Source organism: Algoriphagus marinus (assembly GCF_001936475.1).
GTDB classification, from domain to species: Bacteria; Bacteroidota; Bacteroidia; order Cytophagales; family Cyclobacteriaceae; genus Algoriphagus; species Algoriphagus marinus.
On record NZ_MSPQ01000023.1, the window covers coordinates 1 to 14,066 of the forward strand.

At 40.5% G+C, this 14,066-nt stretch carries 8 protein-coding genes; 5 read left to right on the top strand and 3 right to left on the bottom strand.

Annotation, left to right across the window (positions count from 1 at the left end; translation table 11 throughout):
* Positions 1–126: 126 nt before the first annotated feature.
* Complete coding sequence (locus BVC88_RS20930; RefSeq protein ID WP_075352697.1) at positions 127–993, bottom strand: AraC family transcriptional regulator; 867 nt, start codon at positions 991–993, stop codon at positions 127–129.
* 130 nt (positions 994–1,123) lie between these two features.
* On the opposite strand from BVC88_RS20930, the gene BVC88_RS20935 reads away from it, so the two are divergent.
* The 3 genes from BVC88_RS20935 (at position 1,124) to BVC88_RS20945 (ending at position 6,816) form a co-directional block, all read left to right on the top strand.
* Positions 1,124–4,624: a PVC-type heme-binding CxxCH protein gene (locus BVC88_RS20935; protein ID WP_075352690.1), complete on the top strand. Its 3,501-nt coding sequence runs from the start codon at positions 1,124–1,126 to the stop codon at positions 4,622–4,624.
* 2 nt (positions 4,625–4,626) lie between these two features.
* The gene (locus BVC88_RS20940) at positions 4,627–5,490 is read left to right on the top strand and encodes a sugar phosphate isomerase/epimerase family protein (RefSeq protein WP_075352691.1); all 864 of its coding nucleotides are present in this window, start codon (positions 4,627–4,629) and stop codon (positions 5,488–5,490) included.
* Between the two features lie 210 nt (positions 5,491–5,700).
* Positions 5,701–6,816, top strand: coding sequence for a Gfo/Idh/MocA family protein (locus BVC88_RS20945; RefSeq protein ID WP_075352692.1), 1,116 nt, complete (start codon positions 5,701–5,703; stop codon positions 6,814–6,816).
* A gap of 174 nt (positions 6,817–6,990) precedes the next feature.
* On the opposite strand, the gene BVC88_RS20950 is transcribed toward BVC88_RS20945, so the two are convergent.
* Positions 6,991–7,356: a hypothetical protein gene (locus BVC88_RS20950; RefSeq protein ID WP_075352693.1), complete on the bottom strand. Its 366-nt coding sequence runs from the start codon at positions 7,354–7,356 to the stop codon at positions 6,991–6,993.
* A 300-nt stretch (positions 7,357–7,656) separates the two neighbouring features.
* Here BVC88_RS20950 and BVC88_RS20955 point away from each other — a divergent pair, with 300 nt between their 5' ends.
* The gene (locus tag BVC88_RS20955; protein ID WP_075352694.1) at positions 7,657–8,376 is read left to right on the top strand and encodes an SGNH/GDSL hydrolase family protein; all 720 of its coding nucleotides are present in this window, start codon (positions 7,657–7,659) and stop codon (positions 8,374–8,376) included.
* A 71-nt stretch (positions 8,377–8,447) separates the two neighbouring features.
* Positions 8,448–10,964 (top strand): cation-translocating P-type ATPase, encoded by a 2,517-nt coding sequence (locus tag BVC88_RS20960; protein ID WP_075352695.1) that lies wholly within the window; start codon positions 8,448–8,450, stop codon positions 10,962–10,964.
* Positions 10,965–11,080: 116 nt separating this feature from the next.
* Here the strand turns inward: BVC88_RS20960 and BVC88_RS20965 are convergent, their stop codons facing one another.
* Positions 11,081–13,771 (bottom strand): DUF7133 domain-containing protein, encoded by a 2,691-nt coding sequence (locus BVC88_RS20965; RefSeq protein WP_075352696.1) that lies wholly within the window; start codon positions 13,769–13,771, stop codon positions 11,081–11,083.
* Positions 13,772–14,066 lie beyond the last annotated feature (295 nt).

Here is a 14,066-nt window from a genome sequence, read left to right on the forward strand (position 1 = left end):
CATCTAAAACTATCGCTGGGTCGCTGACAGGGCTTCAATTATACTCTAAAATCTTCCCTTTTTCAATCAAACAAACCTAAGGTAGCTATCGGGGCTCTATTCCCTATTCCCCATTCCCTTTTCCCCTTACCTCAAAAACTCATTTCTATACTCCAGCGGTGTTTTTCCCATTCGCTCTTTAAACTGCCGATTGAAGTTGGAAAGGGTGAAAAAACCACATTCGAAGCAGATTTGACTGATGTTCAGTTTGTCTTCCTGAAGTAATTTACAAGCCTGATGAATCCGAACTTGGCTGAGGAAATCCGAGAAGGATTGGTTTGCGCGACTTTTAAAATACCGGCTAAAAGCACTTTCAGATAGATTGCACAGGTCCGCAGCTTCCTTCAGTGTAATCTTATTGGTATAGCGTTTCATCACCAATTCATAAACCAAACCCATCCGATCCCCCTCAGATTCTTTGTGGAGATTGACATAGGTAGGATCAGCGATAAGTTGACAATCAGTTGACTTTGCAATGATCTCAAGGATTTCCAGCAATTGAATAATGCTGCCGACACCTTCTTTTTTAAGAAGGTTTTTCATCCGGTTAATGAGGATCTTTTGAGTTTCGCCCACAATACCAACGCCAGAGGCAGAAGTCTGAAGTAATTGCCCGATCAACCCAAATTCTTCCAAGTCAAAAACTGCATTATTGAGAAAATGATCCGGAAAATAAATGACAATACCATGCGTCTCTAGGTCAGGTTGATCTTGAAAATAAATCTGATCACTGCGCCAGAGATGAGGTAGATTGGGACCAGTCAAAACCATATCTCCGGCTTGAAAACGCTGTATATGATCCCCGATAAAGCGGGTTCCCTCCCCTTTTAAGACTACAAACAATTGGTATTCAGAGTGAAAATGCCAATTCACATCAAAATAGGGTGCGATTAATTCCTTGATCACAAAGGCTTTTCCAGCTGGAATTCGAGACTTTTGAACTGCCTTTTTCATTATTTCTTGCAATTTAACATGTCAATTTAACGGATAATGTCAAAATACAGTCAGTATTGGGTCAGATTCAGCTAGCTTATCGAATTTAATTTGGGGAATTTAGAACTGAAATTTCGATAGACCCAAAATCATGAAAACCCATCCCAATCCGGTCAAAAGCTTTCTGACCATTCTTATCCTTTTATTTGCAATCGCAAGCTGCAATCAAAAGAAATCTTTCCTTTCCGACACTGATCCACGAAGAGTGGAAATTCTGGTTCTCGGCCATGAAAGCGAGCATCACAATTCTGAAAAGTTAATGATGTATTTGGCTACGCCACTTTTTCAGAAAGGAATTAATCTCACTTACACCACCAATTTGGAGGATCTCAATTCGGAGACGCTAAATAATTACGATGGTTTGATGATCTATGCCAATCATGAAACTATCAGCCCTGAACAAGAATCCGATCTGAAAAGCTATATCCAAAGTGGAAAAGCATTGATTCCCTTGCATTCTGCTTCATTTTGCTTCCAAAATTCTGACTGGTATATCTCAGCAGTTGGAGGTCAATTCAGTACTCATGGCACGGAAGTTTTTTCAGCTAAAATCGTAGATGCAGATCATCCAGCGATGAAGGGTTTGACTGAGTTTGAAAGTTGGGATGAAACTTATGTCCATACCAAAGTCAATCCAGATATGGAAGTCTTGATGGAGCGAGTGGAAGGCGATAAACGAGAACCATACACTTGGACTCGAAATGAGGGAAAAGGCCGAGTGTTTTATACAGCGCTGGGACATAATGAAAAGACTTGGGAGAAAGCTGAATTTCAAGCATTAGTGGCAAATGGTATCCTCTGGGCTGTAGGCGATCAAGTCAATGCACAGCTAGCGGCCTATCAAATCCCTACACCGGAATTCCGTGATGCAGAGATTCCAAACTATGAGAAAAGAGATCCTGCTCCTCGATTCCAATTGCCACTTTCTCCTGAGGAAAGTATGAAATTAGTTCAGATACCGGTTGGATTTGAGTTAGAATTGTTTGCCAGCGAGCCAATGATCATCAATCCCATCTCAATGACTTGGGATGAGCGGGGAAGGCTTTTTGTGATCGAGACGACGGATTATCCTAACGAAGTCAGAAAAGAAGGTGGGAATGATAAAATCAAAATTTTGGAAGATACTGATGGAGATGGTAAGGCTGACAAGGTCACCATTTTTGCAGAGGGTTTAAATATTCCAACCAGTATCACTCCAATGAATGGAGGAATGCTGATTTCCATGGCACCTGATTTTATTTTCCTAAAAGACACCGATGGTGATGATAAAGCCGATGTCCGAGAAGTCATCATGACTGGCTGGGGCAAGAGCGATACCCATGCCGGTCCATCCAATTTGAAATATGGTTTTGATAATAAGATCTGGGGTGTCTTAGGTTATTCTGGTTTTAGAGGTGATGTTGGAGGAGTTTCTCACTCATTTGGTCAGGGTGTCTATCGATTTACGCCAGATGGAAATTCGCTTGAATACTTGGGGAATACTTCTAACAATACTTGGGGATTAGGTTTTACGGAAGATTTTGAAACCTTCATCTCTACAGCCAACGGACAACACAGTGTGTATTTTTCAATGGCAAACAGCTACTTAAAGCGTCCTGTTTTCCAAGGTTCAGCTAATACCGTGCATGGAATCGACACCCATTACGACATGCCACATCTTACTCCATTCTTAAGACAAGTCGATTGGTTTGGTAGCTACACTGCAGCAGCTGGTCACAATTTTTACACAGCAAGAAGCTTTCCTAAAAACTATTGGAACAAAATTGCTTTCGTAGCTGAGCCAACCGGACGTGTGCTTCACAATGCGATAATCAATCCTGAGGGATCTGGCTTCAAGGAAAAAAACGGATTCAATATCCTTGCAAGTTCAGACGAATGGTTCTCTCCGGTGCATGCTGAAGTTGGTCCAGATGGCGCGCTTTGGGTGGCAGATTGGTACAATTTCATCATTCAGCACAATCCAACTCCGAGAGGTTTTGAAAATGGCGAAGGCAACGCCTACATCAATCCTTTGCGTGATAGAGAGCATGGTCGAATTTATCGGTTAAGCTATAAAGGAGGCAAAGATTCGAAAAGCTTTGACCTTTCAAAAAGAGATTCCAAGGAATTGATTGCTGCTTTGCAAAGCGAAAACATGTTCTGGAGATTAACTGCGCAGCGCTTGATCGTCGAGACCAAAAACAAGGAATTGCTTTCCGATTTATACAAAATTATTGCTGATCAATCTGTAGACGAAGTGGGTTTAAATGGACCTGCAATCAACGCTATTTGGGCGTTGCATGGCTTGGGCGAGCTCAATGGTGAAAACCGTGAGGCCGAGCAAGTGATCGAAAAAGCCCTTCAGCACCCATCTGCAGCTGTTCGTAAAAATGCCCTTCGGGTAATTCCACGTACTGAATCTTCCTTAAAAGTAATCATGGCTTCTGACCTGCTCAATGATTCAGATCTTCACACCAGAAAATATGCATTCTTGGCGCTTTCTGAGATGCCTTTCTCTGAGGAAGCTGCAAAACAATTGGTTAAATCAGCCGATGCAAGTGATAACGGAACAGATGCCTATTTACCTCAGGCGATATTTGCGGCAGTTTTAGCACATCCTACTGAATTTGCAAAACGGGATAATCAAGCGGCTTTAAAGGCTAGTGGTGATACTGAGATGTCTTTGGCAGATCGAATCAGCAGAAGCTTAGTGGCTGAGCAGTATCCTTTGGATTCAAGAAATTCTATACTTTTCCCACCTGAAGTTGCCGGAAAGGAAATTGTAATTCGCATGATCGCTTCCAAAGGCGACAACCCAATGGATGGAATATTAGTCGCTCACGGAAATAATACAAATGGCTACAGCTTATATATCTATGAAGATGCACTTCATTTTGCGGTAGCACAGAACGAAAAACTAACGATTATCAGTTCCAAAAAAGCACTTCCTGAGGAGCAATTCACCATTGATGCGACTCTTGAAGAAGGTGGAAGTATGACTCTGATGATTAATGGTGAAGAAATCGGTAAAGCCAAAACCAATGGACTTTTCGCAGAAGAATTATCCCCAAGAAGAGTTCGTGTTGGTCAAAATGACTCAAGAAATCAGGTAGGAAAATATGAGGGTGGTTGGATGTTTTCAGGTAGAATAAGCAACAAATCAACCCTAGCATTGAAGAAGCCTGGAGCCGAAATCCAAATGATGGAAGTAGCATCCACCTCGTCAGGCTCTACCGGTTCTACAGTGATCAAACTTGGAGTCATACCTCATGAGATGAAGTTTAACAAGACTACATTCGCCGTAAAAGCAGGTACTCAGGTCACCATTGATTTTGAAAATCCAGACTTTATGCAGCATAACTTAGTCATAGGTCAAAAAGGGTCCATGGAAATTATCGGTGAAGCAGCTGACGCACTTGCCCGTGATCCAAAGGGTGCAGCCCAAAACTATGTACCGAAGATTCCAGAAGTAATAATTGCCACCAGATTGGTAGATCCTGAAGGTCGGGAATCCATCGTCTTTACAGCACCTACAGAACCGGGAGAATATCCTTTTGTCTGTACAGTTCCGGGACATTGGAGACTTATGAATGGAATCATGATCGTAGAATAAGCATGGCATTAGACGTAACTTTTGCAGTCAGTACCTGGCTTTGGACCTCCCCTTTTAATCAGGAAACCATCAGCCTTTTCCCGAAGATCAAGTCTTATGGATTTGATGCAGTGGAAATTCCGGTGGAAGATCCGAGCTTAATTGATCTGCCTAGTTTAAAGACAGCTTTAGCAGATAATGGGCTAGCTCCTATTATTTGTGGGGCTTTTGGAACCTCACGTGATTTGACTCATGATGATCCTAGTTTTCATCAAACCAGCTTTGACTATTTGGATGCCTGCTTTGAAATCACTAGTCAACTCGGTGCCAAATTCGTAGCTGGCCCCATGTATTCTGCGGTGGGAAAAGCAAGATTGGTTTCTCCGGAACAAAAGAAAATCGAATGGGATCGGGCAGTGACAAATCTTCGGAAAGTATGTCTAAAGGCTAGAACGCATGGTTTGGAAATTGCCATCGAGACTTTAAACCGATTCGAAACGGATCTGATCAATACCTGCGAGGAATTGATGGAATTGATCAGGGATATCAACGAACCAGAAGCAAAGGTCATCTTGGATGGATTCCATATGAATATTGAAGAACGGGACGCTGAGGCTGCCATCAGGTTGGCGGGAGAGAAACTGATTCATTTTCAAGTTTCTGAGAACTATAGAGGAACACCCGGCACGGGACAAACCAGATGGGATGCCTATAAGCGAGGATTAGAAGCCATAAATTACAAAGGAGCCATTTCGATTGAAAGCTTTACTCCTCAGGTAAAAGAACTGGCTGGAGCTGTCTGCATCTGGAAACCCTTAGCAGAAAGTCAGGATGGATTTGCGAAAGAGGGTTTGGAGTTTTTGAGGAAATGGGCGGAAGATGTTTGAGATGTTTGATTTAGGATATATGATGTAAAGTCAGAAGTCTTAAGTGAGAAAGCTGAAAAGGTAAATCAGAAGTAAAAAATGAGAAAGCTGAAAAAAAAGCCTCCTTTCTAAAACCAAGCTTCGATCCTTCAAAGATCTCGTAAATCGTATTTCATAAATCGTAATTATTAACCTGAATTCAATTTTTCAATTTATTAAACTATAAATAATATGACCAACAAACCCTTCAATATCGCCATTATCGGATTAGGATTTGGTGCTGAGTTTATTCCAATCTATCAAAAGCACCCTTTGGCAAACATGTACGCAATCTGCCAGCGGAATAAAGAAAAGGCAGAGGAAATCGGAAAAGCGTTCGGGATCGAGAAGGTCTATACCGATTATGATGAGCTTTTAAAAGACCCAAATATCGATGCAGTACATATCAATACTCCGATTCAAAATCACGCGGAGCAATCCTTAAAAGCTTTGAGGGCAGGAAAACATGTGGCTTGCACGGTACCAATGGCCACAACAGTGGAAGAATGTCGCGCAATCGTGGAAGAAACCGAGCGCACAGGCTTGACATACATGATGATGGAGACGGTGATTTACAGTCGTGAATTTTTATTTGTTAAAGAACTTTACGAAAAAGGGGAATTGGGTAAAATCCAGTTTCTTCGAGCCTCTCACCAACAGGAAATGGCGGGCTGGCCGGGCTATTGGGAAGGCCTCCCTCCTATGCATTATGCCACGCATTGTGTGGGACCGGTTTTAGCTTTACCAAAGGCACAAGCGGAATACGTGTCTTGCTTAGGTTCTGGTAGAATAGACGAAAACCTGATTCCAAAATACGGTTCCCCTTTTGCCATCGAAACCTGCCATATCAAATTGAAAGATTCAGATTTGGCGGCCGAAGTCACCCGATCGCTCTTCAATACTGCAAGACAATACCGAGAGAGCTTTGATGTATATGGTTCGAAAAAGTCTTTTGAATGGACCTTGATTGAGCATGAAGATTCGGTGATTCATACTGGAGAAAGCCCTGAGCGGGTGAAGATTCCTGACTATGCGCATTTGCTTCCTGAGGAAATTCAGCCTTTTACTACTGGCGGTGTCTATGATTCGGATGAAAATCAGCATTTATCCTTTATCCAAGGTGCTGGACATGGTGGTTCTCATCCACATTTGGTAAATGAGTTTTTAAATGCCTTGAATGAAAACCGAGCACCCTATCCGGATGCGCGGGAATCAGCAAATATAACCTGCGTAGGAATCTTGGCCCATGAATCAGCGATGGAAGGTGGGACAATAAAACAACTTCCAGCGTTTACGCTGAAAGGGTAGAGACCTTTTCAACATGACAAAATAAAGGCCGCTAGCTTTAGACTAGCGGCCTTTTCTATTTTAACTAATAGCTATTGTACTTTTGGAAGATGAGAAAAGTAATTTAGGAAATGGTGAGATCCAGCGAAATGAAACTTCCTACTTCCAACCTCCTACCTTCCGCTTCCAACTCCCCTACTTCACACGCGTCGCACTCAAGTCAAACATACCCATCAAACTTCCTGCTGCATTATCTCCATCCACTTCAGACATATTGATATCCACGTCATAGCCTTGAATATTGAATGCGGCAGTCAACACGCCATCGATAATGGATACGGAGCTCATCTCATATTCCTGTCCAGAATCATCGGCCATAAAAAAGCCTTTTGTAGTTCCTTCTTTGGTTTCAAATCGCATTGGAATCGTTGCATCTCCCTGAGGAGTTCCTTTTACTAAGACATTCCATTTTCCCTCGAAGTATTCAGGGGAATTGCTAGCGGCTAATGCAAGGCTAGCTACGCATAATAGCATTAATGAGGCTAGAAATAATTTTTTCATTTTTTATCTGATTTTAGAATTAAGAATTGAATTGAAAAATACCGAAAATTTGGTCTAAAAAAAATCTTCAACTGATTGTTAATTCCAAATAGTATTATCCAACTTCTTTAAATTATTTATTGAAAAGGAAAAGACGTTTTAGGAAAATTAGATCACCTCCTTCATTCCGGATTATTACTATTCAAGTTTGTCCACGTATTCAAACTTAATTACCAAAGGGAAATTAATTTATTGGTATGATAACGGACAATAAGCTAATTTACAAATACAAGCAAACCACTAAATACAAGCCCCATCCCTATGAAAGACATCAAAAAATACTTTCTGATCCTATGTTTACTTTTCTCAACTGAACTTTTTGCGCAGCAGAATCCAGCAAAATCTGAGATTACCAACTCCCTAAACTATGGAAAATCTGTTGCGGTATTTGGTGGCTCTGTATCGGTCATTCCAGCCAGTGATAGCGCCAAAATCATGTGGGAAGAACGACTGGGAATGCAGATCACCAATTATGGCGTGGGTGGAGCGGGGTTTTCTTCCTTGCAGGGCAAATCCCTCCAACAGCAAGTGGACGAAGCCGGGGTATTTGACATCTATATTCTTTGGGCTTCTACCAATGACTACACCAATCAGCGGGAAAATGGCAGCTATACCGATTATACAGAGTTTGATGGCTTTGATCCGGAAAAGCTCAAGACCCAAGCCGGCGGGATCAATTACTGCATCAAAAAGATCTATGAGTTGAATCCCAATGCTACGATTTACTTTTTCACCTCCAGTAAAGCCTTTAACAATCGAGGCGGTTATGATCCCTTCGAACCGAATGGAATGGCGGACTATGTGGAAATGCAAAAGCAAATCTGTGAAATTCATGGCATTCCCTATTTGGACCAGTTCACTTTGGGAGGATACAATACATATAACCAAGAACTATACTATCGGGATCCGATACATATGAATGTTGCAGGATACAAAAAATTGGGAGTTCTACAGGTGGCCTTTTTGGCTTTTCCCCAGTAAAACAAAGGATAAGTTTCTAACTTGATAAAATCAGAAACCACTAGCTTCTTTTTCAAAAAAATACTTCAATCATGTCTTCAAACAACTTCAATATTAAAGGATTAACCGACGAGCAGGTAGTTCTTGCAAGAGCGAAGCATGGTGAAAACACACTTAAATACAAGCAGGAGAACAATATTTTAGATGCAATTAAGAAATTGGCTAAAGAGCCAATGATCATTCTATTGTTTGCAGCATCCTTAATCTATTTAGTAAGTGGAAAAATAGGTGATGCCATTTTCCTTGCCTCTGCTATCGTACTGGTTTCCATTATTTCATTGTATCAGGATTCCAGAAGTCGAAATGCCTTACAAAAACTAAAAAAGCTCTCCCAGCCGCATTGCAAAGTCATCAGAAATGGAGAGGTCGTAGAGATCAATAGTGAAGACTTGGTTGTCGGTGATAGTTTGATGGTGGAAGAGGGAACTTCTATTACAGCAGATGGCATCATAGTTCATTCCAATGATTTTTCGGTCAATGAATCAATCCTCACCGGAGAATCACTTTCTGTTTTTAAAGACAAGGATAAAGAAGATAATCTAATATTTAAAGGAACCACGGTGGCTAGCGGTTTAGCAATTGCAACTATTACCAGCATAGGAAATGAAACCAAACTGGGAAAAATTGGCAAAAGTCTGGAAAGCATAGAAGAGGAAAAAACACCCTTGGAATTGCAGATAACCAATTTTGTGAAAACAATGGTAATCGCAGGGGCAATCGTATTTCTGATAGTTTGGGCGATCAATTACTTTCGCTCTTATGATGTTCTGGATAGTTTACTCAAAGCATTGACTTTGGCGATGAGTATTCTTCCGGAAGAAATTCCAATGGCCTTTACCACGTTTATGGCGATCGGCGCTTGGCGACTGATGAAAATGGGGATCGTGGTGAAGCAGATGAAAACTGTGGAGACACTAGGAAGCGCGACTGTGATTTGTACCGACAAAACCGGAACTATCACAGAAAATAAAATGAGTTTGGCAAAGGTGTTTACGCTGAATTCCCAAAAAATCTCATCCCCCGAAGAAGCTGACAAGGATGAAAAAGTATTGATAAAAATAGCGATGTGGGCCAGTGAACCAATTCCATTTGATGCCATGGAAGTTGCATTGCATCAGGCATACAACGATTTGTATGCGGAGGACGAAAGGCCCAATTTCAAATTAATCCATGAATATCCTCTAGGTGGAAAACCACCCATGATGACCCATATTTTTGAAAATGAGTCCGGGAAAAGAATAATTGCAGCTAAAGGAGCTCCAGAAGCAATAATGGAGGTTTCCAATCTGACTGATGTTGAAAAGGCCCAAATTGAAAAAGCGATTGAAACAATCACTATTGAAGGTTACAGAGTATTGGGTGTTGGCCTAAGTGAATTTGAGGGAAATGATTTTCCAAAAACACAACAGGAATTCAAATTCAACTTTAAAGGAATAGTTGCCTTTTATGATCCTCCGAAGAAAAACATCAACAAAGTATTCGAGGACTTTTATAAGGCTGGTATTTCAGTTAAAATTATCACCGGAGACAACGCCGCAACCACTATGGCGATTGCAAAACAAATAGACTTTAAAGGCTTTGAGCATAGTCTTAGCGGAGATGAATTGATGAAACTCTCGGAAAAAGAGCTGAAAGAAAGTGTCATGAACACAAATATTTTCACCAGAATGTTTCCTGAAGCAAAATTGAAAATTATCAATGCTTTAAAAACAAACCATCAAATAGTAGCAATGACAGGCGATGGTGTCAACGATGGGCCCGCTTTGAAAGCTGCACATATTGGTATTGCCATGGGCAAAAAAGGAACAGAAATAGCCAAACAGGCTGCTTCCTTGATTTTGTTGGAAGATGATTTATCAAAGATGGTGGATGCGGTAGCTATGGGAAGAAAGATCTATACCAACCTCAAAAAAGCCATTCAATACATCATCTCTATTCATATCCCGATAATTCTTACTGTTTTTATTCCTCTGGCTTTGGGATGGATTTATCCCAACATACTTTCTCCGGTCCATATCATTTTTCTGGAGTTGATTATGGGGCCTACCTGCTCTATCATTTTTGAAAATGAACCTATGGAGAAAAATACCATGTCTAAAAATCCACGGCCTTTTACGAATACATTTTTCAATTGGAAAGAACTTACGACTAGTATCATTCAAGGCCTAGCCATCACGGTCGGAACCTTGTTTGCTTATCAATATTCGGTGATTCAGGGTTTAGACGAGGCACTTACAAGAACAATGGTTTTCACAGTATTAATCTCCGCAAATATCTTTTTAACACTGATAAACAGATCTTTTTACTATTCGATTTTGACCACACTGAAGTACAAAAACAATTTGGTATTACTCATCATCGCCATCACTATAGTAATCACAGGACTATTGCTTTTTGTACCACCATTGACTAGTTTCTTTGAATTCAAGACACTTGATTTATCTCAGCTAGCCACTTGTATTGGAATTGGTTTTATCTCAGTCATTTGGTACGAGTTGGTAAAAATTAGAACAAGAATGAAAAATAAAACTCAATCCTTAGAAAGCTAAATCAATTGGTTATTAGATATTTAATCATTTTTTTTTAGAGAAAATGTTTAATCATAATCAAAAAAAAGAGACTAACGGATTTCGTTAGCCTCTCACATTTTATTGATCAAAAACCATTATCTCGCATAAAGAATTAAGTTTTTCATCGCCCATGGCTTTTCTCCTTTTTCAGAACTTTGAATTTTTATAAATCTTACACCTTTATCAGATTTCCATCTTACATTATTCACTCCTGCATGTCCGGCTCCTGTTGCGACTTCGGTCCAATTACTACCATTTACCGAAGTAGAAACAGTATATGCTAAAGGGAACTCCTCTTTTCCAGCATCAAATTGAACCTCTGCAAGATTATGTGAATCCGGTAATTCTACTTGATACCACATGCCAGGCTCCTGTGCATCTTCCGTTTTCCACCCTTTAAAGCCAAATGCATAGGATGGATCTTTGGTAGACCCAACACCCTGCAAAGCCGTACTACTTGCTGTTGCTACCCAGTTATCCTGTGGTGGCAAAGCTTTTGGAACCTCCTGAATCAACTCATCAAAACTATAGTTTGATTTTCTATCCTTTGTTTCCTCTCTGATTTGGGCCACGTATTCAGGAGTTACAAAACTCCCTTCGTTACCAAATTCATTGCGGATGTAAGAAATCACAGAAGCGATGTATTCGTCGTCATTCATATCCATTGCAATCATGACACCTTCATATTCTTTGTCCTCCAGTTTACCTGTTAACCCGTGCAACAAAGTCTTCACAGAATATTCTGGATGTCCCATGATTCTTTGAGAACCAGAAAATGCCGGTGCAATCAATCCATCACCAGCTGGAGACCCCAAGCCTTTTGGACCATGACAAGTCGAGCAATAACTATCGAAAATAGATTTGCCTTTGGTAAATAGGGCCAATTCCGCTGGAGCATACTTCACTGAAGCAGCTTTTTTAGATTCCTCCATCTTTTCCAAAATTTGGGTTGCTACCAATTGGGGGCCCTTTGCAGAATTTGAGGCCAAGCTGGATTTCATCAACTCTTCCACTTGATCTACTTTTAATATATAAGCGCTGAATAATGCTTGAATAGCAACATTTGGATCCCGATCATTGCTCATTTCACGATAATCAGCAGCAAAGCCCTTTTCACCATACTTATAGAGTGTTTCACTCGCCTTTAAAGCTTGGATCCTAATATTTGGATTTGAATCCTTGAAAAGCTCTCTTACCAAGCTCATATTCAAAGAACTTAAGCCTTCCAATGTCCAAAGTGCATGGATCCGAGCCAGTTCATTCTTGGAAGTCTTCACCATTTTCTCCAAATCTCCCACAATGGATTTATCTTGATTCAAAATCATCAACTGCTGCGCCTGATCTCTCCACCAACCATTTGGGTTTTCAAGATGTCTGATTAAATCAGCCGATGTTTCCTCATACATTCTGGGCTTTTCGGTATTTCTAGGCATTCCTTCATACGTTAATCTCCAGATTCTCCCATTTCCTATGACATCGTCCATTTGATACTGCTGGATTTTAGTTCTCAAGTAGCTTCCCTCCTGCGTCCAATTTCCTTCTTGTATAATTCCTCGATACATATCGACGATGTACATGGTGCCGTCTGGTGCAGTAGCCATATCCACTGGTCTGAAAAGAGGATCTGTTGATTGAATGAATTCAGATTTTGAATCAATGTATTTATTCTGGATATATGTCAAGCCCTCATCATTTTCAGTAGTTACTTGTCGGACGATTCTGCCTACTGGTTCACCATAGAAATATTGTCCGATAAGTTCCTTAGGTAATCTATCTCCTCGAAAAACATCATTTCCAGCAGCCCCTGTAACGTTATTTAAAGAACCATCAGGATTTGCTTCTTTCATGCCTGGTTGAAAATCTGCTAATCTTATTAAGCTATATGGAATACGGAAACCATCTTTCCATTGTCCTTTTACACTGAAATTTCCATAGACAATTGGGAATTGAAATCCTTGTGGTACACCCCCAGCCCCATCTTGGAACCAAAGTTTACCATAATTATCCTGGGTAACTCCCCATTGTCCCCATGGATTGCCACTTGGTTCCTGAATTACTCCATCTGCTGTCCAGCGAATTCTTTTTGAATTATAGGTACTATACATCCAGTTATCCAAAGCCCATGTCAAGAAGGTGGTTTGATGCTCTACATTTCCTGAACGCCCTAAACCAGAAGCAAAAAGCTCCTTTTTATCAGCATGTCCATCGCCATCAGTATCTGTGTATTTGTAGACATGGTCTTCATTAGACTCCATCGAAAGGATAGAATTCTTTCCAAATGGCACCACGTACCTAGGGAAAACCAAACTATCTAAGAATACAACTCCAGTTTCATACACTCCATCATTGTCTATGTCTTCCCATCTTGAAATTCTGGAAGTAGGCATTAATTCTCCATTTGCATCAAGGTCTTGCATGTATGTTCTAAGTTCCAAGACATACATTCTACCATTTCCATCAAACTGAATCGCTGCAGGTTCCTTGATTTGGGGTTCAGAAAGTACCGGATCCATGCTATATCCAGGTTTCAAGACAAATGATTTCTTTTCTTCGTTGGCAGAAACAGGAATCACTGGAGCTGTTGGAGTAAGATCAATTCCTTTCCACGTAGGGGATTGCAAATCAATTCCCTCCGGCAACTCAACAACAGGAAAAGGAGGCTCCAAACGCTTGGGATCCATGGATTCGGAAGGTGAAACATCAAAAGGTGATCTTTCAGGCTCACAGGCAGTAAAAATGATTAATGAAGCAACTGCTAGTAGGGCTGTTTTATTTAGGTTATTCATTTGTAAGGAATAAGTTTGAATCCAAAAAAAGAAACTTTGAAATGGAAAGTTAAAATATTGATTATTGAAGTATTATAGCTACCAAAAAAATAAAAAGTCTTTGGTTTAGAGTTTAGACTTTAAAAAACATTTAGATAAGTTCGATTAAAACAAAAAAATTACTCATTTCTGAGTGGTTTTTGAGCCTCTTGCCGGGATTGTCCCGATAGCTACCTTAGGTTTGTTTGATTGAAAAAGGGAAGATTTTAGAGTATAATTGAAGCCCTGTCAGCGACCCAGCGATAGTTTTAGATGT